Genomic DNA, 21,784 nt, shown 5'->3' with positions numbered 1-21,784 from the left:
TTATGTGGGAGCTGGCTTGCCTGCTCCCACATTTGATCTTCGCTCGTCTTGAATATCGAGGTTTGCCCCGTGACCGCTTCCGACCAATACACTTCCACCCACTCAGCCGTCGGCGAGCATGCTGACCTGGTGCTGCACCACGGCCGCTTCTACACCCTCGACCCGGCCCAGCCGTGGGCCGAGGCGGTAGCGATTCGCGGGGGACGCTTCATCGCGGTGGGTACACTCACCGACCTGCAACACCTGATCGGCCCGCAGACCCGCCAGCATGACCTGCAAGGCGCATTCTGCATGCCCGGCCTGCACGACATGCACACCCATCCCGACCTGGCCCTGGCGCCGCGTTACAGCGATGACCTGGATGTCGGCATCGAAGACCCGACCCCACAGCAACTGGCGACCGCGATCCACGCCTACGCCGCTACCCACCCGGGCGACGGCTGGATCTACGGCCAATACTGGGTGCGCTACACCTTTCGCGAAGCGGGGCTGACGCCAGGTCGCGAATGGCTCGACAGCATCATGCCGGACCGCCCCGTAGCGCTGCTGGACCGCATGTGGGGCACGATGATGGTCAACTCCAAGGCCCTGCAATTGGCGGGTATCGACCGCCACACCGCCGACCCGCGCAATGGCTATATGGAGCGCGACGAACTCAGTGGCGAGCCCAATGGCCTGATGATTGACGGCGCCTACGCGCTGATCCACGCCGCCATGCCACCGACACCCGTCGCCGTGTTGCGCCGCGCCTACCGTGATGGCGTGCATTTCCAGAGCTCGCGAGGCGTCACCGCGACCAAATACGTGCACGTCTGCGAGCATCGCCTGGATGCCCTCAAACAGCTGGACGATGCCGGCGAATTGAGCGTGCGGGTCGAAGCCGCGATCAGTTGGCAGGACGATATCTTTCCGGTGCGCAGGCGCTGGGAACTGCTCGGCGGTGAGCGCCATTACTATCGCAGCGCCCGCTTGAACGCCAACGCCGTGAAGTTCCACTTCGACGGCACCGTGGAACCCAAGTCTTCGTACCTGATGACCCCATGGGCCGCGGATTCGACCTGGCGCGGCAAACTCAACCTGACCCCGGAACACATCACCGATATGGTGGTGGATATGGATCGCCGCGGCCTGCGGGTGATCGCCCACTGCACCGGCGACGGGGCATCCGATGTGTTCCTCGATGCAGTGGCCCAGGCGCGACGGGTCAACGGTGACAGTGGAATCCGCCATCAATGTGCCCACAGCACCCTGCTGCATCCGGGCAACCTCAAGCGCTTCAAGGCGCTGAACGTGATCGCCGAGTTTTCCCCGGCGGCCTGGTACCCGACGCCCTTTGCCAGCGGCGCCCGTTCCGGCTATGGCCAGGAGCGGCTCAAGCGCATTTATGACTTCAAAGGTGTATTGGCCGAAGGTGGCCTGGCGGTGATGGGCACTGACTGGCCGGTAGCCTCGATCGATCCGTGGCTGGCCCTGGAAACCATGATCACCCGGCAGAACCCATGGAATCAGGAACCGGAATGCTTCGGCGAACCGATCACCCTGGAACAGGCGCTGCAAGTGGCGACCCTCAACGGTGCCCATGCCATGGGCCTGGAGCATTCCACCGGAAGCCTGGAGGTGGGCAAGTGCGCCGACCTGATCGTGATCGACCGCGACCTGTTCGCCCAGCCAGCGCGTAATTACATCCACCAGACCCAAGTGCTGCTGACCTTTGTCGACGGTTGCCCGGTCTACGACCGTCTCAATGTGTTTGCAGACACGGCGCTGCAAGCTGTGTGGCAAGGCCTGCCGCCGGTGATCGAATGAACGCCCAGAGCATCGCCGTGACGGTAGTGTCCGGCTTCCTCGGCGCAGGCAAGACCACCCTGCTCAACCGGTTGGCCCAGCAACCGCAACTGGGGCGGATGGCTGTGATCGTCAATGATTTTGGCGAGCTGAACATCGATGCAGCGATCATCGCGCAAGTCACCGACGCTGTGTTCAGCCTGCAGAACGGCTGTATCTGCTGCACCGTGCAAGAAGACTTGCTGGCGCAGCTGGTGAGTCTGACCCAATTGCGGCCTCGCCTGGATCGCATCGTGATCGAATGCAGCGGCGTATCCGACCCGCAACGCATCGTGCAGACCCTGGGCTATCCACAACTCAAGGCGCACCTGCACCTGGACACGGTAATTACCTTGGTCGACGCCAGCGCTTATCGAGGGCTGGAAGGCGAGTTCGCACGCTTGTCCCGTGCCCAGGTGGCCTGTGCCGACCTGGTGCTGCTGAACAAGGCCGACCTGGTCAGCGCCGCTGAGTTGCAAAGCCTGCGCGCCGAGATCGGCTCGCGCACGCGGATCGTCAGTACCGTTCAGGCGCAGATCCCGGACGCCCTGTTGTTGGGCGAACGCAGCACACGCACCGGCCTGACGCCCGTGCCGGCGCCCCATGATCAATTGTTTGAAAGCTGGGTCTGGCAAGGCAGTCGGCCATTGCCCGCCAAGCCCCTGCGCGACTGGTTGGCCCAACTGCCCAAGGACCTGTTCCGTCTCAAGGGCCTGGTGCATTTACAGGGCAATGACCAGCCCTTCTGGTTGCAACACGTTGGCCACCGCAGCCAGTTCAGCCTGGCCAGCGGACAACAACCGGAACACCCGGCACAGTTAGTGTTTATCGCCCGGCGCGGCAGCGGCTTGCGCGAGACCCTGGAGGCACAGTTGCGCGGCATGTAAGACACGGGGAGGCTTGGTGTGACGATGAGGGCAGAGTGCCGCCTTGACCTCATCACCCTCGCCCTTGAAAATGCGCGACGCTTTTCTCGTCTCCCCGTTTATTGAAGTAGTGAAATTTCAATGTCTGATTCCCGTACCGAAGAATCCGTATCCACTTTGCAGTCCAAAGCTGAATACGAAAACGCCATCAATCTTTCACAGCACGTGCCAGCGGCCAAGAGCATCAGTGAGATGGTGCTGGACGCCTTCCACACTTCCAAAGAAAGCGACCAGATCCGCGAACTGCGGGTTGCCATCCGTCACGCCCATGACGCCTTCGATGATGACCGCGCCTACGAGCTGATGGGCCAGCTCAAGCAACTCAAGGACGCCGAGGCCGCCGACAGCGCCGCCCTCGAAGACCTGAGCAGCAAGTTCTCGATCAGCCGCATCCTCTCCAGCTTCAAGGACGACCCGCAGTTTCAGGAGTTGGTCTACGGCCTGGCCCTCAAGGTGCTGAACCAGACCCACCAGGCCATCAGCAACCCCGGCGCCGGCAAAGGCAAGGCCGCACGGGCGAAGAAGGAAGTGGAAGTGTTTGCCATCAGCAAGGACGGCATCAGCGTCACCCTGCCGCTGCGCTCGCCACGCTCCAAAGCCAACGTTGATCGCGAAGCGTTTGAGTTCCTCGGTTTCAATTTTGTAGGTGAAGGCGATGAGGCAGAACTGGAAAGCGAGACCTTTGTGGACAACACCGGCACCGAACAGCCGCTGACCCGTAAAAGCATCATCACCGCGCTGCAACAGCAGACCGCGTTCGACGGCTACAGCATCGCCGCGCAGTGACACAGCCCTACACCCTGTAGCAGCGCTTTCTCCTACAGGGTGTCCAGCGTCTGGGCAAAGACTTCGCGAAAGCGTTGCATCTGCTGGGCATTTCCCACGCTCACTCGCATCCAGTTCGGCCAGGCGCTAAATACCCGCCCGACCAGGACGTTGTGCCTGGCCAACCCATCTATGACCTGCCCGGCAGGCCGGCCCACGTCAATCATGAAACAGTTGCTGTGAGACACCGTGCAAGTCAAGCCACGGCTCTTGAGCCATGCCACGGTTTGATCCCGCAGTTGTGTGTTGAGTGCCTTGCGCTCGGGCACCAGGCCAGGGTCTTCCAGGCTGGCCCGAGCCCCAAGCAGGCTGGAAACGGCCGGCGGGTTGTGCCCGCCGAAGGCTTGCAATTGCTCCAGCAACGCTGGGTGACCAATCGCCAGCCCCAGGCGCGCACCGGCCATGCCATAGAGTTTTGAAAAAGTGCGCAGTACCAGCAAGTCGTCGTGGTCCTTGACCCAGGCCACGCAACTGGGAGCATCGCAGAAATCTATATAGGCCTCATCCACCACCAGGATGCTGCCCTTGGGCTTTCGGAGCAGCGCCTGTTCGATGGCCTGGCTCGCAGTGATGCTGCCCGTGGGATTGTTGGGGTTGCACACATAGATCAGTCCCGGCGCCGGGTCGGCGGCGAGCATGGCGGGGATGTCGTGGGCATGCTCGGCAGTCAACGGCACTTCATGTACCGGCGCCTTGCGCACCTGGGCAGCCTTGCGCGGGACTTCATAGGTCGGCGTCGCCATCACCACTGCGCGCTCCGGACTGCTAAACGCCAGCACCGCATACCGCAGCACAGCCATGGAGCCGGCACACACCAACACTTGGTCATCGGCAATGCCGTGCTGTTTGGCAAATACCTCGGCCAAGGCATACATGTCCTTGTAGGGATAATGTCCTGATGCAGCAATACCGCGTTGCATCGCCTCGCGCGCAGCAAGCGACGGACCGTACGGGCTTTCGTTGTAGTTGAGCAGCACCTTGTCGGACAGCGCTGGCGCGGGGCTGGCCATGGCAAAATCCAGCTTCCCGAACAACGGCAGGGCCGCGCCCAGGGCGATCAGGGAACGGCGGCTTACGTTGAGCATGGTGGCTGCTTCCTTGTCGATTGACCGAGAACGGACTCGCAATGGATCGTACAAGCAATAGAACGATTAAAAGCCCCCTGGATTTACTCGACGCCAGATCAAAGCCATGAAAAAGCCCCGCGCTTCTCTCGAAGGGCGGGGCTTTTTACTGCATCTGCACTCAGTGGGCGTAAGTCAGCAGCAACTCTTTCGGCACCTGGAAATCCAGGGACATCATCACGCTCAAGGCAGTGATGGTGAAGATCGAGAAGACAAACAGCTTGCGCGCCCAGACGGTGTCATCGACCGCCTTGTAGCCGGTCCAGGCCATGTACAACCAGTACATGCCCATGGCGGCGGCCACGGCGAGGTAGCTCATGCCGGCGTAGCCACTGAAGGTCAACATCAAGGTCGCCACGAGGAAGGCCAGGATGTAGAGCAGGATGTGTTTCTTGGCCACCTGAATGCCACGCTTGACCGGCAATACCGGAATAGACGCAGCCAGGTAGTCATTGAAGCGGAAGATCGCGATGGCATAAGAGTGCGGCATCTGCCACAGGCTGAACATCACCAGTAGCACCAGCGCAGCCATGTCGAAGCTATTGGTCACAGCCACATAACCAATCACCGGCGGCATCGCGCCCGACAGACTGCCCACCAGCGTGCCGTGAACCGACTTGCGCTTGAGGTACAGGCTGTAAAAGCCGACGTAGATGACGAAACCGATGACGGCAAACAGCGCCGCCAGTGGATTGGCCACTGTGTACAACAATGCCACGCCGGCAACACCCAGGACGGTCGCGAAAACCAGCGCCAGCTTCAGGGAGACAAGGCCCTGTACCAGCGCACGATTCTTGGTGCGTTCCATCTTGATGTCGATGTCGCGGTCGATGCAGTTGTTGAACACACAACCGGAAGCTACCACCAGGGACGTGCCGATCATTGCCGCCAGGAAAATGGCCAGATCGACATGCCCCTTGGAGGCCAGGAAGAAACCGCCTGCCACAGAAAGCACGTTACCGAAAATGATCCCCGGTTTGGTGATTTGGATAAAGTGCTTAAGCGACATCGGGTCTTACCTCACTTCGCCATCATGTAGGTGTGGATGCTGAACATGATCCACAACGACAGGCCAACCAGCAGCACGATCACAATGGCCGTGAACACAAACGCAACCACGTTGTTACGCTGGGCCTGGGAGCGGTCCAGGTGCAGGAAGTAATACAGGTGAACAATCACCTGGATCACTGCGAACAACAGCACGATAGCCAGTGTCATGGTCTTCGGCAGGGTTGGGTACATCACCAGGCCGAACGGGATGACAGTCAGGATCACCGACAGGATGAAGCCGATAGCGTAAGACTTTACGCTGCCATGGCTCGCATCATGGCTGTCATGGGAGTGTGCATTAGCCATTACAGGGTCCCCATCAAGTAGACAACGGTGAAGACGCAGATCCAGACCACGTCCAGGAAGTGCCAGAACAGGCTCAGGCAGCTCAGGCGGGTCTTGTTGGTCGACGTCAGGCCATGCTTGTTGACCTGATACATCATGATCGCCATCCAGATCAGACCAGCGGTCACGTGCAGACCGTGAGTACCGACCAGGGTGAAGAACGCCGACAGGAAACCGGAACGGCTAGGACCGTAGCCTTCGGAGATCAGCAGGTGGAACTCGTTGATCTCCATGGCGATAAAGCCCAGGCCCAGCAGGAAGGTCAGGCCCAGCCACTTGAGCACGCCTGCCTTGTTACCCCGGAAGAACGCCAGCATGGCGAAGCCGTAGGTGATCGAACTGAATAGCAGCAAGGCGGTTTCGCCCAGTACGTAGTTCAACTCGAAGATGTCGTGGCCCGACGGGCCACCGGCAACGTTGTTTACCAGTACCGCGTACACCGCGAAGATCGACGCAAACAGGATGCAGTCGGTCATCAGGTAGAGCCAGAAACCGTAGACGGTCATCTCGCCAGCGTCGTGGTGGTCATCGTGCCCATGGTCATCGACATGGGCGTGTCCAGCATTGGTCACTAAGTTCGACATGGTTTAAGCCTGTTCCAACGAGGTTTCAACACGGTTGGCCGGGATTTTCTTCTCGGCTACCAGGCGAGCGTGCTGCTCGGCTTCGATGCGTTCGATCACGTCGACCGGCACCATGTAGCCTTGATCATCACGAGCCGCGTGGATCACGAAATAGATCACAGTGCCAGCCAGGCTGGCGATCGCCAGCCACCAGATGTGCCAGATCATCGCGAAACCGAATACCGTCAACAGAGCCCCCATGACCACACCGGTCGCGGTGTTGTTGGGCATGTGGATCGGCGTGTAGCGAGCCGGCTTCTGGTACGCGGTACCGTCTTCCTTGGCTTCGGTGAACGGGTCGATCGTCTCGGCTTTCGGCAGTACGGCGAAGTTGTAGAACGGTGGTGGCGACGAAGTCGACCATTCCAGGGTGTGTGCATTCCATGGGTCGCCGGAGTCGCAGGCGTTCAGCTTGCGGTCGCGGATACTGACGTACAGCTGGATCAACTGGCAGGCAATACCGACGGCGATCATCACCGCACCGAACATGGCGACGTACAGGTACGGCACCCACTCAGGGTTGGTGGTGGCGTTCAGACGACGGGTCATGCCCATGAAGCCCAGTGCGTAGAGCGGCATGAACGCGACGAAGAAGCCGCTGATCCAGAACCAGAATGCAGCCTTGCCCCAACCTTCGTGCAGCTTGAAGCCGAACGCTTTCGGGAAGTAGAAGCTGAAACCAGCGATATAACCGAAGACCGCGCCACCGATGATCACGTTGTGGAAGTGAGCGATCACGAACAAGCTGTTGTGCAGTACGAAGTCAGCACCCGGGATGGCCAGCAGTACGCCGGTCATGCCGCCGATGGCGAAGGTCACCATGAAGCCCAGGGTCCACAGAACCTGGCTGGTGATACGCAGGCGACCGTGGTAGATGGTGAACAGCCAGTTGAACAGCTTTACCCCCGTGGGGATCGAAATCAGCATCGTCGCCAGGCCGAAGAAGGCGTTGACGCTGGCCCCCGAACCCATGGTGAAGAAGTGGTGCAGCCAAACCATGAAGCCCAGTACCGAGATCGCGCCGGAAGCGTAGATCATCGAGTGGTGACCAAACAGGCGCTTGCCGGAGAAGGTCGAGATCACTTCGGAGAAGATACCGAACGCTGGCAGGATCAGGATGTACACCTCAGGGTGACCCCATGCCCAGAACAGGTTCACGTACATCATTGGATTGCCACCAAGTTCATTGGTGAAAATGTGGAAATCCATGTAACGGTCAAGCGTCAGCAAAGCCAGGGTAGCGGTCAGGATCGGGAACGAAGCCACGATCAGCACGTTGGCCCAAGTGCAGGTCCAGGTGAAGATCGGCATGTCCATCAGCTTCATGCCAGGGGTACGCATTTTCAGCACGGTGGCCAGGAAGTTGACCCCCGTCAGCGTCGTACCCAGCCCTGATAACTGTAGCGCCCAGATGTAGTAGTCCATCCCCACGCCCGGACTGTATTGCAGCCCCGACAACGGCGGATAGGCAACCCAACCGGTCTTGGCGAATTCGCCGACGCCCAGGGACAGGTTGATCAGCACGACACCGGAAACCAGCAGCCAGAAGCTCAGGGAGTTGAGGAACGGGAACGCAACGTCACGCGCACCGATCTGCAGCGGCACTGCCAGGTTCATCAGGCCGGTGAAGAAAGGCATCGCCATGAAGATGATCATGATCACACCGTGGGCGGTGAAGATCTGGTCATAGTGTTCAGGCGGCAAGTAGCCAGGCGAACCCTCGGTGGCCATGGCCAACTGGGTACGCATCATGATTGCGTCGGCAAAACCGCGCAGCAGCATGATCATGGCGACGATGATGTACATCACGCCGATTTTCTTGTGGTCGACCGACGTCAGCCACTCGGTCCACAGATAGGTCCACTTCTTGAAGTAGGTGATTGCCGCAAACAGCGCCAGACCACCCAGCGCGATCATGGCGATGGTCACCATCACGATCGGCTCATGGAACGGGACCGCTTCCCAACTTAATTTACCAAACATCGTTTACTCCTCTGCCCCGGCAGCTGAATGCGAATTTGCGTCCGTCCCTTCCACAACAGCCACTTCTTTCTTCTCGTGCTTGACCGGCTTGCCTGGTTTCATCCCTTCATACTTATCGATGATTTTCTGAAACAGGTCCGGCGTGTACGAGGAGTACAGCTCTACAGGGTTGTTCTGGCTTGGCTTGGCAAGGGCTTCGTATTCAGCTTTTTCAAGCTGTTTTGGTGAGCTCTTGGCTTCTTGTACCCAGGCGTTGAAATCTTCCTGGGTGGTGGCGATTGCTTTGAATTTCATGCCGGTAAAGCCCGCGCCACTGTAGTTGGCGGAGATACCGTCGAGCTCGGCGTTCTGGTTGGCAATCAGGTGCAGCTTGGTCTGCATGCCGGCCATCGCGTAGATCTGGCCACCCAGGCCCGGGATGAAGAACGAGTTCATCACCGCGTCAGAGGTCACTTTGAAGTTGATCGGGGTGTTGGCCGGGAACACGATCTTGTTCACGGTGGCGATCCCTTGCTCGGGATAGATGAACAGCCACTTCCAGTCCAGTGCTACCACTTCGATAGTGATAGGTGGAACGTCGGATTCCAGCGGACGGTAAGGGTCCAGCTCGTGAGTCGACTTATAGGTGATGTAACCCAGGGCGATGATGATAAGTACAGGTACCAGCCACACCGCGATTTCAATCTTGGTGGAGTGCGACCACTTCGGCGCATAGGTCGCCTTGGTGTTGGACGCGCGGTATTTCCAGGCGAACGCGAAGGTCATCACAATCACCGGCACCACGACCAACAGCATCAGCAGAGTGGCGGTGATGATCAGGTTACGTTGCTCCACGCCGACCTGCCCTACAGGGTCGAGCAACGTCCAGTTGCAGCCTCCCAGCAATAGCATGCCGAAAAGCGGCACTATGCCTAGTAATCGGGTGTACCTGTTTTTACTCATCTCACGACCTCTAAAGCAGCTTGCGCAATGCAGTTGGGTTTTGATCGCCAACACTTCACCCTGCCAAGGGTTGGCATTTCTCTTCGATTGAATAAGGGCCTGCCCGGCGCTTCATGCGCTGATTGACACGTCCAGGTCTGGCGGTAGTTTCTTATTCGAATTCGTTGGTCAAAGGCCTTGTTACAGACCAATTCCATTTGGTGCGGATAGTTGAAAGGCTGCCGGCACCGGGGTCGCATGAAGCAGGTTTTTCGCCTCTCGACCGCCCTATTTGCTCAGGGTTGAGCAGCACCGGACACTCAGTGCGGGCGATTGTAGTTAGCTGGCGATGTATAAACCATGACTTATAACGAAATAATTTTTATCGAATCCAGCAATAATCTTGCGCCAATGTTGCAAAGGTGCAGGATCCTATCGCGTTTGATTCTCAACAAAAACCCCAAAAAATGCCCTGTTATTTGCCACTCTGTCGCACCCCACCCTCCCCCTCGACCTTCTTCAAACCCATTCAAGCCCCCTAAAGACAAGGCATACAGAGATCCCTCAAGAGAGCGGACACCACGCCGGATGCGGCTTCGGCCGGACGACAAACTGACAGGCATAACCGGCGCAACGGTGGTCGATTAAGCAGTGGGTCACGAGGTGGGAAACGTCCTGCGACAGGCTCAGTGTGACAACGTGTCGCACGTTGTCGCGCATCAAACTTGTCCAGCGTCACAGTCCTTTCACAAAATGCCCGCATACAAAAACGCCCCGGCCTTGCTCATGCAAGACCGGGGCGCAGGCGGTGGCTCAGGAGTTGTTTTTACGGTTACGGTAAATACCCAGCGGCACCAGGATCACCGTCAGCACAAACGCCACCAACGCCCATTGGGCCAGGGACAGGCCAAGCACCGGCGGGTACGGTGTGCTGCAGAAGCCGTCGACCTGGAAGCCCAGCGGGAAGATCTTCGCCAGGGGCAAGTCATCGACGATAGGTTGCAATACATCGACGCCACAGCTGATCGCCGGATAGAACTGGGTATAGACATGGTGCCCGGCGGCAGCGACACCGCCCAGCGCACTGAGTACTACCAGCCCTTCAAAGACACTGACGCTGCGCTGGGTACGCATCGCGGCGCCGATAAAGGCAAACAGCGCGATCAGCAGCAGGGCATAGCGTTGCAGGATGCACAGCGGGCATGGCGCCTCACCCAGCACCACTTGCATATAAAGCGCCCCGCCGATCAGCGCCAGACAGATAATGCCCAGCAACACCAGGAACCGCCGCTCGCGTCCCAACCGCATTTCGTCACTCATCCCCGTTTTCCTTTGCCTGATAATGGTGTGCCAATGCCCGCAAGTTTACACACAGGAAGTGAAAATTTAGCAGTAGGCGTCGCAAGGTTAGAGGTGGGGGTGTTAACGGGGGATTAATCGTGAAAAATGTTGTGGCTATGCCGACCCCTTCGCGAGCAAGCCCGCACACATTTTGATCTGTGGACACATTCAAAATGTGCGAGCGGACTTGCTCGCGATGAGGCTGTTGCGGTTCTAGAGCTCAGCCACTCATTCCAACGCCGCAGCCGGGCCGAAGAACTCGTAGCGGCTCTGCTGCTCTGGCACTCCGAGGGCCTTGAGGTGGCGCTTGACCGCACTCATAAAGCCTTTTGGTCCCAGGAAGTAGGCATCCACGTCGCGCTGCTCGGGCAGCCAGGTCGCCAACTGGTCCTGGGTGAGCATTCCCACTTTGTCTGCCGCCGGGCTGATGCCGTCGTCCTCGGCATAGCAATAAAAGCGTTGCAGTTGTGGATGGCGCTCGGCCAGGGCATCGACCCAGTCACGGAACGCATGCACGCCGCCATTGCGCGCGCAGTGAATGAAATGCACCGCACGCTCGGTGGCCAGGGCCGCTTCCAGCATCGGCAGGGTTGGTGTGATCCCCACGCCGCCGCTGATCAACACCAGTGGTTTGTCGCTGGCCGCCAGGGTGAACTCGCCCGCAGGCGGGAACAGATCGATGTTCGCACCGACCTGGAATTGATCATGCAGGTAGTTGGACACTCGGCCGCCCGCTTCGCGCTTGACGCTGATACGGTACTGACCCGAAGCGGTGCGCGCGGACAATGAATAGTTGCGGCGCACCTCTTCGCCATCGAGCAGCAGTTTCATGCCGATGTACTGGCCAGGCTCGGCGGCCAGGATCGGACCTTTATCCACAGGAGCAAAGTAGAACGAAGTGATTTCACTGCTCTCCTCTACACGCTTGACCAGGGTAAATGCCCGCGCCCCGCGCCATCCGCCCACGGTCTGGGCCTTTTCGTCATAGATTGCAGCTTCCGCACCGATCAGGATATCTGCCAGTTGGCCATAGGCCGCACCCCAGGCATTCATTACTTGAGGTGTGGCAATTTCGCTGCCCAACACTTCGGAGATCGCCCGCAGCAGGCAATTTCCGACAATCGGGTAGTGCTCCGGAAGGATTTGCAGCGCAACGTGTTTGTTGATGATCTTGGCCACCAGATCACCCAGCTGGTCCAACTGGTCGATGTGGCGCGCATACATCAACACACCGTTGGCCAACGCACGGGGCTGGTCGCCGCTGGCCTGATGCGCTTGGTTGAACAACGGGCGCACTTGGGGATATTCGGACAACATCATCCGGTAGAAGTGAGTGATCAGGGCCTCACCGCCGCTTTCCAGCAGTGGCACGGTGGACTTGACGATGGCACGGTCTTGAACGCTAAGCATGAGGAAACTCCCGAGCTTTTAGGGCTTCTGAATAATTACCTTTGTGTAATCAGTATTCGTGCCAACGAATAATTCGTTATTTATCAATAGATTGATTTTAAAGTAGTCAGTATGACCCCCTACACCATATAGTCATAAAGACTACAAGGAGTCATTATGACTGCGCATTCGCTGCTTACCACCCTGCTACCCCTGGTCGCCGACCTGTCCCGCGAACTGCCTGAAGGCGAGCGCTATCGGCGCCTGCTGCAAGCCATGCGCGCCCTGTTACCGTGCGACGCCGCTGCGCTCCTGCGGCTGGACGGCGAATGGCTGGTGCCGTTGGCAGTGGATGGCTTGAGCCCCGACACATTGGGGCGGCGTTTCAAGATCAGCGAACATCCACGCTTCGAAGTGCTGCTGGGCAGCGCCGGCCCGACGCGGTTCGACAGCGACAGCACATTGCCCGATCCTTATGACGGCTTGGTCGCCGGCCTGCACGGCCACCTGGAGATACACGACTGCATGGGTTGCCCGCTGTTTATCGACGACCAGCCCTGGGGCCTGCTGACCCTCGACGCCTTGGACACGGAGCGTTTCGAGCGAGTGGAACTGGATGCCCTGCAAGCCTTTGCCAGCCTGGCGGCAGCCACAGTCAATGTGGCTGAACGCATTGAGCGCCTGGCCTTGCGTGCCGAAGACGAGCACCAGCGCGCCGAGATCTATCGCCAGGCCAGCGGCCAGCAGCACAAGGAAATGATCGGCCAGAGCAAGACCCACAAACGCCTGGTAGAGGAAATCAAACTGGTGGGCGGCAGCGACCTGACGGTGTTGATCACCGGCGAAACCGGGGTCGGCAAGGAACTGGTGGCGCAGGCGATCCACGCCGCCTCATCCCGCGCCGAAAAACCGCTGATCAGCCTCAATTGCGCTGCGCTGCCGGAAACCCTGGTGGAAAGCGAACTGTTCGGCCATGTGCGCGGAGCCTTTACCGGTGCGTTGAACGAGCGGCGCGGCAAGTTCGAACTGGCCAACGGCGGCACGCTGTTTCTCGATGAAGTGGGCGAACTGTCCCTGAGCGTCCAGGCCAAGCTGTTGCGCGTGCTGCAGAGCGGCCAGTTGCAGCGCCTGGGCTCGGACAAGGAGCATCAGGTGGATGTGCGCCTGATCGCCGCCACCAACCGCGACCTGGCCGAAGAAGTGCGCACCGGCCGCTACCGCGCTGACTTTTATCATCGTTTGAGCGTGTACCCGCTGAAAGTCCCCGCCTTGCGTGAACGCGGGCGCGATGTGCTGCTGCTGGCCGGCTTCTTCCTCGAACAGAACCGCTCACGCATGGGCCTGGGCAGCCTGCGCCTGACCAGCGATGCCCAGGCCGCATTGTTGGCGTATGCCTGGCCGGGCAATGTGCGTGAGCTGGAGCACTTGATTGGCCGCAGCGCCTTGAAGGCGCTGGGCAACTGCCGGGAACGGCCGAAGATTCTCAGCCTGAGTGCCACGGACCTGGACCTGCCGAATGAAGCTGCGCCTTTGCTCGAGGAGCAAGCCGAAGCGCCGACCGTCACCGGCGACTTGCGTCTCGCCACCGAGAACTATCAACGGCAAGTCATACACGCGTGCCTGGAGCGTCACCAGCACAACTGGGCCAGCACCGCCCGCGAACTGGGCCTGGACCGCGCCAACCTGGGGCGGATGGCCAAGCGGCTGGGCCTCAAGTAACACCGATCGACATGTGGGGCGCGAGTTTGTGTGGGAGCGGGCTTGCTCGCTCCCACATTAGATCTGCTTCGGCTTATAGAGCGTATGCACTGGCACGACGACACGAGTTTTGCGAAACACCAGCACATTGCCCAGCATCACCAGTACCAGGCCGACCAGCGCCGGTGCGGTCCACTGATAGCCCTCGACCCAAGCCGAAATGTTCAGCGCCACCACCGGGAACAATACCGTGCAATACGCCGCACGCTCCGGCCCCATGCGCCCGACCAGGGTCAGGTAGGCAGTAAAGCCGATCACCGAACCGGGAATCACCAGATACAACAACGAACCGACGTAGCGAACGTTCCACTCCATGTCGAAAGGAATGCCCTGCACCACGCAATACATCGCCAGCATCGCCGCGCCGTACGCCATACCCCAGGCGTTGGTGGTCAAGGGCTTGAGCCCGGCTTTCTGTTGCAGACTCGACAGCATGTTGCCCGCCGAAAAACACATAGTCCCCAACAGCGCCAATCCCAGCCCCAACAATGTTTGCGGGCTGGCGGCATGCCCGGCCAGTTCGGGCCAGAACAGCAAGCCCAGGCCAAGCAATCCGAGGGCGCCACCCAGCAACACATTGCGCGCGACTTTCTGGCCGAGGAACACCCTGGCGTTCAAGGCGTTCCACAACGTCGCGGTGGAAAACACCACCGCCACCAGGCCGCTGGGGATCCACTGGCTGGCCGTGAGAAAGCACATGAAGTTCACGCAAAACAGACACAAGCCCTGGGCCAGGCAGATCAAATGACCGCGGCGGTTCATCACCTGCAATTTGCGACTGAGCAACAACAGCACAAACAGAACCAGTGCCGCCAGGCCAAAGCGATAGACAATGGATGCTTCAATCGCCACCACGCCCAGTTGCCACTTGAGGGCAATCCAGGTGGTGCCCCAGATCAGCACGGTGAGTAAATACAGGGAAAGGTTCATGGCGCGCTCCGGTTGTTGAACCACAGTCTGGCCCCGCCTTCACCCTGCCACTTGCAGATTCTTGCGCTTTTGTCGGCGGATGGGCTCACAGCGTCGATTGCCGGGAGTAGGATGCAAGACGTCGGAGACAACCACATGCCAGCACTGGAAAACCTGCAAGTCTTTCAAGCCCTGAACCGCTCGCCCAATGCTCGCCTTGAGCTCAGCGCCGAGCTCGGGGACGGCTTGTCTGCAGCTTTGTGGAGCAACCATCACGACGCCCAGGCATATGAAGCGCCGAGCCATCACACGCTGTCCTGCTACATCGGCGGCGGCACCGGCACGTTTCGCCGTGACCAGCCGGGCACCAAGGGCGGCCCCGACAAGCTGTGCATCCTGCCCGCCGGGCACCAATCGGAGTGGGTGATCAACGGCGAGATTCGCCTGGCTCATGTGTATTTCAGCGCGGAGCAATTCGCCCTCGGTTGCGTCACGTTGCTCGACCGCGAACCCCGAGCGTTGCAACTGCACGAAAGCACCTTTCTTGAAGACGCCCGGCAAGCCCGGCGTTTTCATCAACTGATCAGGCTGAACTGGCAGGAACCCGCCGAACGCCTGCTGACCAGCAGCCTGGCCTTTGAAATGCTCAGCCACACCTTACTTAGCCAAGTGGGCTTGCGTGAAGGGTTGCGATTGAAAGGCGGGTTGGCAGCGCACCAGCGTCGACAGTTGATGGAGTTTATCGACCAGCAGTTGGCCGAGCCCATCAGCCTGGGGCAACTGGCCGGATTATGTGCGTTGTCGGAGTACCACTTTGCGCGGATGTTTCGCACAAGCTTTGGCTTGCCGCCCCATCAATATCTGCTGGCCCGCCGCCTGGCCCGCGCCCAGGCGATGCTGCGCGAAGGCTCATTGCCGCTGGGGGAGATTGCCTTGGCGTGCGGGTTCTCCAGCGCCAGCCACTTTACCAACCGGTTTCGCCAGGCACTGGGCGCGACGCCGGGACAATACCGGCAGGCGTTCCTCTGAACCTCAACTCGCTCGCGAAAAACCTGAGCGCACCACGTTGACCCATATAGCACGCGTTATCGTTGACGATTATCGCGAGCAAGGGCTAGGGCTAGGCGCCCCCCTCGTTCCTACTCAGGATGATTGCCAGCCGGTCTTCCAGGGCTTTGATCCGAGCGCCTTCGACCACATAGTTATTGGTCAGCATCGAAAACATCAACCGCCGCCCCTCGGCATCGGTGATATAGCCGGTCAATGAAGACACCCCGCCCATCGATCCCGTCTTGGCATGCAGGTTGTTTTGCGCCGACGTCTCCTGCAGCCGATACCGCAGGCTGCCGCCAACCAGGCGTTTTGGGTTGCCGGCCACGGGAAGCGCGGCATACCAGGTGTTAAACCATGGCTGCTTGCTCACCACCAGCAGCAGATCGGTGAAGTTCTGAGCCGACAACAGATTGCGCCGCGACAACCCGGAACCATCCACTTGACTCAACGTCGTCGGGTCCAGGCCCTGACGCGTCAAAAAATCCGCCACCGCCGTCACGCCCGCGGTCGCCGTGCCGGCATTGGCCTGCTGGCGGCCCATGGCCTTGAGCAGCGCTTCGGCCATGCTGTTGTTGGAGAGCTTGAGCAATGGCCTAATCAGTTCCTGCAACGGTGCCGATTGGTGCTGCGCTAGTACACGGGCCGTCGCCGGGCTGGTACCGTCAATCACGCGCTTGCCCTGCACCGCGATGCCCTGCTCGGCCAATGCCCGTGCAAACAGGTTGGCCACCAGTTGCGTCGGCTCCCACACGCTGACCGATTGGCGACTTTGCGTACCCGGCGCCAGCGTGCCCCGCAGACGCAACAGATTCGTGCCGTGCTGGCGATTGAGCCCATAACTGTTACCCATGCCGCTGACCGCCAGGTTGCTGAGTTGCACATAATCAGTGGGTGGGCTGAGCGTGATGCTCACCGGCTGGCCGACCACCGCAGGCGCCTTGGCCGTGACAGTCAGGGTGCCCGCATCAAAATCCGCATTGGGCGACACCGTCAGCGCCGAAATCTGCGCGCCGTAATATTTGTCTTCGTCGTCATGCGCCCAGTCGAGCCCCAGACGCTCGGCGTCGAACCATGTGTCATCGAATACCAGGTCACCCTGCACCTGCCGGATGCCCTGCCCCGCCAGGTTCGCCGCCAGCGCCTGGTAATCCGCCCATTGAATGGTCGGATCGCCCAGGCCGCGCAGGTACAGATTGCCCATCAGGCGCTCGCCTTGCCGGCCGCCATCGCTCAGCAGTTGCGTGGAAAACCGATACTGCGGCCCCAGCACATCCATCGCCGCAGCGGTGGTCAGCAATTTCAGGCTGGAGGCCGGGATCAGTCGAGTGCGCGGGTTGTGCTGGTACAACGTGCTGCCAGTGCGCACATCGCGCACCATCAGCGACACGCTGGCGCCCGCCAGGGCCGGGTCCGCCAGCAGTTGGTCCAGCGCCTGTTCAGACGTATTGGAAGATGTGGCGCAACCACCCAGCAACAGCCCCAAGCCCACCAGCATTGCGCCGGTGTGTATCCATTGTCCCAAGCGCATCGATGTTCCCTGGCAATCATCAAAAAAACCAACGCTAGCAGCTCAGACCGCCAGCGTCATCGGCCACATTTTAAAACTCCAGCGTGCTCGACACCGAAACTTGTCGCGCATCGCCCATGGACACGAACAGACGACTGACGGCCGAGGTGTAGTAGGTACGATCGAAGAGGTTCTTCACGTTGACCTGGAACTTGACCTTCTGCCCCTCGATTCTGGTGTCATAGGTGGCGAAGGCATCGGCCACGGTGTAGCCCGGCAAGTCGAAACTGTCGAGGGCATCGCCGGCACGTTCGCCGACGTAACGGGCACCGGCGCCGATCCGCAGCTGGTCGCCGCCCAGGATCGTGCCGAAGTCATACACCGCTGACACCGAGCCGGAATTTTTCGCCACATTCTGCAGGCGTTTACCCTTATAGACGGGGTCTTCGGTCACCTCGGCATCGGTATAGGCATAGCTGCCGATCAGGCTCCACTGATCGGTCAACTGCCCGCTCACGTCCACCTCCAAGCCACGGGAACGTACCTGGCCGGCCACGCTGTAGACCGAGGTCGCGCCTTCGCCGACAGACACCAGCACGTTGCGCTTGTGGATATCAAACAACGCCGCGCTGGCAGTGATGCGCCCCGGCAGATCGAGCTTGGCCCCCAGTTCCCAGGACTTGGACTCTTCAGGGTCGATACTGCCGTCAATCACCATCTTGTTATCCAGCGGGGCGATGGTGGAGTTGGGTTTGAATGACTCGGTGTAGCTGCCGTAGAACGACAATTGGTCGGTATAGCGATACACCAGGCCCGCGCGGGGCACCCATTTCTGGCCATTGCTGTCGGTGTTGGCGGTGAACGGACGGCCCTTGCCGGCGTATTGGTCGTACATCTGGAAGCGTGCGCCACCCACCAGGATCCACTGGTCGGTGAGGTGGATCGCGTCCTGGAAGAACACGGAATCACTGCGCAGCAGGTCAGTCTGGTTACTGTCCGGCGCACTCACAGTGCTGCCCGCCACTTCACGACCGTAGACCGGATCGGTGTAGCTGAAGGTGCTGCGGCTGGCCTGGCGGATCAGATCGGCACGGTAGATCTTGCGGTACTCGTCATCCACCCCCAGCACCAGGTCATGACGCATGCCCGCCACGTCCACCGTGCCTTCAAGACTGACCGTGGTGAAACGGTCGGTGGTCAGGGCGCCCTGGGTACCGTCCATGCTGCGGTTCAGGGTGCCGTCGGCGTTGACCTTGCTCACGCGGACCTGGCTGGCGTCGTAGGTTTCGCGGTTCCAGCTGTAGCCGAAGTGGGCTTTCCAGGCGTCGTTCAACTGGTGATCGGCTTCGAAACGGTACAGATCGGAACGCCCTTCCATATTATTGAAAGGCTCGTCCATGCGCCGCGTGGCGGGGATGTCCAGCGGGTGATTGGTCTTGGGATCGATGGCAGTGCCACGGTCGAACGGCGAGAGGAATTCGCGGTGCTCGTAGGCAAAGAGCAACTGGGTATTGTCGCCGTACCAGGCCAGGGACGGTGCGATCAGGCTTTCACGGTAGGTACCGAAGTTGCGCCAATAATCTTCGTCTGCATGATCGACGATCAAGCGATAGGCCAGGCCGCTATCGCCAATCGGGCCGGTGGTGTCGAGGTTGCCGCCACTGCCATTCTTGCCGTCGCCAAAGGTCGAAGCGCGCGCAGTGAGCGCAGTGGATCGGGTCAACTCGGGCTTTTTGCTGACGATGTTGATCACGCCGCCCGGGTCCTGGATGCCGTACAGCAGCGACGCCGGGCCCTTGAGCACTTCGACACGTTCGGCGGTCTCGTTCAGCGCCCGGCCCTGCACCACCGGCATGCCGTCGCGCATGACCGAACCGTTCCGGTTGCCACCAAAGCCGCGCAACATCACCGCGTCCTGGGTGCTGCCCAAGGTATTGGACTGGGTGATACCGCTGATATTGCTCAAGGCGTCATCCAGGTTACGCGGCAGTTGATCACGCATCACCTGGGCCGGCACCACATTGACGGTCTGTGGCGTCTCCAGCAGCAAGCCCTGGGAACGCATCACCGAACTGGTGGGCGGCGGCTGATAGCTGGTCGTGGCCTGCTGCAAGTTGACGCCACTGATGGTGATAGCGCCCAGACTCAGCGCGCCCTCGCTGGGTACGGGCTCCAGGGCCAGGGTGCGGCCATCGATCTGACGGAACGTGAAGCCGGAGTTTTCCAGCAACCGTTGCATCGCCTGGACCGCACTCATGCGCCCACTTACTGCAGGGGCATTGAGGCCGTAGGGCGCCTCGTCGGTGTAGACCACGCTGATACCGGTCACACGACTGAAATCGCTCAAGGCCTGCGGCAACGGCTTGGCCTGGAGCGCAAAGCTGAACATCGCACTTTGCTGCTGCGCATCGAGCGCCTGCGCCACGCTCAAGGGCAGCAACGCCTGTGCACACATCGCCAGCAAAGAGGCACCCAGCCACTGTTTAACCGAACCGCTTGCTGCTGACTTCGCCCTGGACTTCATGCTTGAGAACCCGTGTGGAGAATGCTGTTAATGCGAATTGATCGCAGTTTCAAGCACTACACGGATGGGCCGCAGGTTTACCTCATCACAATCCTGAAATTATTTTATTTAACCTATGCACTAGCGCAGCACAATCACCCGGCCCAGCAAACTGTGCTGCTCAAACCCAAGCACCGCTTGCAGGGCATTGAGCACCGCCTGCGGGTCCTTGCTCGGGAAGCTGGCGCTGACTCGGCGGGCGCCGAGTTCATCATTGAGCAGCAGAATACGGCCGGGATAGTAACGACCCAGGTCATCGATCACGTCCACCAGCGGCGTTTTGTAATAGTTGAGCCAGCCATCGCGCCAGGCCAGGCGTGATTCGCTGTCCACCGCGTGCGGTTGCTCGGCACTGCCATTGGCGTAGGCCACTTGCTGGCCAGCGGTGAGAATTTGCTGAGCAGCCTGCGCGGATGGCGAGACGCCGACCCGGCCAGACAGCACCGTCACCTGCGCGCCTGCCGGTTGCAGGCGCACTTCGAACTGCGTACCCAGCACCCGCACCTCGCCACTGTCGGCCTGCACCACAAAGGGTTCACCGGTACGTGTCACGTTGAAAAAAACCGCTCCACGACGCAGTTGGATCTGTCGTTCACCGTGGCTGAAATCCACCGCAATCGCGCTGTCGGCGTCCAGGGTGACTTGGCTTCGATCCGCCAAAGTAACGGTTTTGACTTCCCCTGGCGCAGTGACGTAATCAGCGCCCAGGTCATCGACCCAACGCTGCGGCTGCCAGCCGGCGCCCACGGCAATTATCAACAACACGCACGCGGCCATGGCCAATGCGCCAGACCAGCGACGCCCCCTGGAGCGTTTCCCCGCGTCCATGGCCTGCAGGTATCCCTGCAAGGCCAAGGCGTCTTCATCGGCAAGCTTGCTCGCCGGTACTTCGCTCAATTCCCAAAGTACCTGGGCCTGGGCGTAGGCCTGGGCATGGGCCGGGTCGGCGCGCAGCCAGCGACTGAACGTGGCCTGGTCGCCACTGCTGGGCTGATCGTGAAGCAGGCTGAGCCAGGCCAGGGCGGCCTGTTCCTGATCGGGCGTCGGAGTGACGCGGACAGTGCTGATCACGGTGTTTTCCCTGGCGAACGTGGCGCACTGGGTTCATGAAGGCTGGCTTTGCAGGCTTCGAGGGCGCGCATCATATGTTTTTCCACGGCGCTTTGGGACAGGCCCATGGCCTTGGCGATTTCAGCGTATTTGCGCCCGTGAATGCGGTTGAGCAAAAAAATCTGCCGGGTACGTTCCGGCAGGCTACGCAAGGCCGCTTCCACGTGCCGCAAATCGTTACCGGCTTCCAGCGCAGCCTGGGGTTCTGAACCGTGATGGTCCTGGTGCTGCGGCAACCAGCCTTCATTGCCACGCACCCGCGCGCCTTCGCTGCGCAAGTGATCAATGGCGATATTGGCGGCGCAGCGCAACAGGTAAGTGCTGAGCTCTTCGACCTGTACCAGCGGCCGGCGCCAGAAGCGTAGAAACAAGTCCTGCACCAGGTCTGCCGCCGTCGCCCGGCATCCCACGCGTCGGCTGACCAAGGCCTCCATTTGCGAACGCTGGGACAGGAACACCTGCAGAAAATGCGCGCGCCCACCCGGCGATTCGGCGCGGTGCTGATCCGGGGATTCGGGAGGCGTCATGATCAT

At 60.2% G+C, this 21,784-nt stretch carries 18 protein-coding genes; 5 read left to right on the top strand and 13 right to left on the bottom strand.

Translation table 11 applies throughout. From position 1 onward, the window contains the following. Nucleotides 1-69 precede the first annotated feature (69 nt). The 3 genes from OQ460_RS04940 (at nucleotide 70) to OQ460_RS04930 (ending at nucleotide 3,536) form a co-directional block, all read left to right on the top strand. Complete coding sequence (locus OQ460_RS04940; protein WP_410020766.1) at nucleotides 70-1,806, top strand: amidohydrolase; 1,737 nt, start codon at nucleotides 70-72, stop codon at nucleotides 1,804-1,806. Then, complete coding sequence (locus OQ460_RS04935; protein ID WP_410020765.1) at nucleotides 1,803-2,711, top strand: CobW family GTP-binding protein; 909 nt, start codon at nucleotides 1,803-1,805, stop codon at nucleotides 2,709-2,711. The genes OQ460_RS04940 and OQ460_RS04935 overlap by 4 nt, the downstream gene beginning before the upstream one ends. Nucleotides 2,712-2,831: 120 nt before the next feature. Continuing rightward, entirely contained in the window at nucleotides 2,832-3,536 is a 705-nt protein-coding gene (locus OQ460_RS04930) for a hypothetical protein (protein WP_410020764.1), read from the top strand. Between the two features lie 32 nt (nucleotides 3,537-3,568). Here the strand turns inward: OQ460_RS04930 and OQ460_RS04925 are convergent, their stop codons facing one another. The 8 genes from OQ460_RS04925 to hmpA form a co-directional block, all read right to left on the bottom strand. After that, nucleotides 3,569-4,660 carry a pyridoxal phosphate-dependent aminotransferase gene (locus tag OQ460_RS04925; protein ID WP_410020763.1) on the bottom strand — a complete coding sequence of 364 codons (1,092 nt, stop codon included), beginning with the start codon at nucleotides 4,658-4,660 and terminating at the stop codon, nucleotides 3,569-3,571. 160 nt (nucleotides 4,661-4,820) lie between these two features. Next, nucleotides 4,821-5,708, bottom strand: a complete 888-nt coding sequence (gene cyoE / locus OQ460_RS04920) for a heme o synthase (protein WP_410020762.1) — start codon at nucleotides 5,706-5,708, stop codon at nucleotides 4,821-4,823. Nucleotides 5,709-5,719: 11 nt separating this feature from the next. After that, nucleotides 5,720-6,055, bottom strand: a complete 336-nt coding sequence (gene cyoD, locus OQ460_RS04915) for a cytochrome o ubiquinol oxidase subunit IV (RefSeq protein ID WP_410020761.1) — start codon at nucleotides 6,053-6,055, stop codon at nucleotides 5,720-5,722. Next, nucleotides 6,055-6,678, bottom strand: a complete 624-nt coding sequence (gene cyoC / locus OQ460_RS04910; protein ID WP_029300213.1) for a cytochrome o ubiquinol oxidase subunit III — start codon at nucleotides 6,676-6,678, stop codon at nucleotides 6,055-6,057. Before cyoC ends, cyoD begins: the two co-directional genes overlap by 1 nt. Nucleotides 6,679-6,681: 3 nt before the next feature. Next, the gene (cyoB, locus tag OQ460_RS04905; RefSeq protein WP_410020760.1) at nucleotides 6,682-8,700 is read right to left on the bottom strand and encodes a cytochrome o ubiquinol oxidase subunit I; all 2,019 of its coding nucleotides are present in this window, start codon (nucleotides 8,698-8,700) and stop codon (nucleotides 6,682-6,684) included. A gap of 3 nt (nucleotides 8,701-8,703) precedes the next feature. Continuing rightward, nucleotides 8,704-9,642: a ubiquinol oxidase subunit II gene (gene cyoA / locus OQ460_RS04900; RefSeq protein WP_410020759.1), complete on the bottom strand. Its 939-nt coding sequence runs from the start codon at nucleotides 9,640-9,642 to the stop codon at nucleotides 8,704-8,706. A 792-nt stretch (nucleotides 9,643-10,434) separates the two neighbouring features. Next, the gene (locus OQ460_RS04895) at nucleotides 10,435-10,941 is read right to left on the bottom strand and encodes a disulfide bond formation protein B (protein WP_410020758.1); all 507 of its coding nucleotides are present in this window, start codon (nucleotides 10,939-10,941) and stop codon (nucleotides 10,435-10,437) included. A gap of 249 nt (nucleotides 10,942-11,190) precedes the next feature. Further along, nucleotides 11,191-12,372: an NO-inducible flavohemoprotein gene (gene hmpA, locus OQ460_RS04890; RefSeq protein WP_410020757.1), complete on the bottom strand. Its 1,182-nt coding sequence runs from the start codon at nucleotides 12,370-12,372 to the stop codon at nucleotides 11,191-11,193. Nucleotides 12,373-12,528: 156 nt separating this feature from the next. On the opposite strand from hmpA, the gene norR reads away from it, so the two are divergent. Beyond that, nucleotides 12,529-14,070, top strand: a complete 1,542-nt coding sequence (gene norR, locus OQ460_RS04885; protein WP_410020756.1) for a nitric oxide reductase transcriptional regulator NorR — start codon at nucleotides 12,529-12,531, stop codon at nucleotides 14,068-14,070. Between the two features lie 57 nt (nucleotides 14,071-14,127). On the opposite strand, the gene OQ460_RS04880 is transcribed toward norR, so the two are convergent. After that, complete coding sequence (locus OQ460_RS04880) at nucleotides 14,128-15,039, bottom strand: DMT family transporter (protein WP_410020755.1); 912 nt, start codon at nucleotides 15,037-15,039, stop codon at nucleotides 14,128-14,130. A gap of 135 nt (nucleotides 15,040-15,174) precedes the next feature. On the opposite strand from OQ460_RS04880, the gene OQ460_RS04875 reads away from it, so the two are divergent. Beyond that, nucleotides 15,175-16,047, top strand: coding sequence for a helix-turn-helix domain-containing protein (locus OQ460_RS04875; RefSeq protein WP_410021926.1), 873 nt, complete (start codon nucleotides 15,175-15,177; stop codon nucleotides 16,045-16,047). Nucleotides 16,048-16,138: 91 nt separating this feature from the next. On the opposite strand, the gene dacB is transcribed toward OQ460_RS04875, so the two are convergent. From dacB to OQ460_RS04855, 4 genes are all read right to left on the bottom strand, one after another. After that, a complete protein-coding gene (dacB, locus tag OQ460_RS04870; protein ID WP_410020754.1) occupies nucleotides 16,139-17,599 on the bottom strand; it encodes a D-alanyl-D-alanine carboxypeptidase/D-alanyl-D-alanine endopeptidase in 1,461 nt (486 codons plus the stop codon). Nucleotides 17,600-17,669: 70 nt separating this feature from the next. Continuing rightward, on the bottom strand, nucleotides 17,670-20,102 hold the full coding sequence (locus tag OQ460_RS04865; protein ID WP_410020753.1) for a TonB-dependent siderophore receptor: 2,433 nt from the start codon (nucleotides 20,100-20,102) through the stop codon (nucleotides 17,670-17,672). A 120-nt stretch (nucleotides 20,103-20,222) separates the two neighbouring features. After that, the gene (locus OQ460_RS04860) at nucleotides 20,223-21,212 is read right to left on the bottom strand and encodes a FecR family protein (RefSeq protein ID WP_410020752.1); all 990 of its coding nucleotides are present in this window, start codon (nucleotides 21,210-21,212) and stop codon (nucleotides 20,223-20,225) included. Continuing rightward, nucleotides 21,209-21,784: an RNA polymerase sigma factor gene (locus OQ460_RS04855; protein ID WP_410020751.1), complete on the bottom strand. Its 576-nt coding sequence runs from the start codon at nucleotides 21,782-21,784 to the stop codon at nucleotides 21,209-21,211. The genes OQ460_RS04860 and OQ460_RS04855 overlap by 4 nt, the downstream gene beginning before the upstream one ends.

The organism is Pseudomonas imrae, from assembly GCF_046352735.2.
GTDB lineage: Bacteria > Pseudomonadota > Gammaproteobacteria > Pseudomonadales > Pseudomonadaceae > Aquipseudomonas > Aquipseudomonas imrae.
This window is presented reverse-complemented; position numbering and strand designations above follow the sequence as displayed.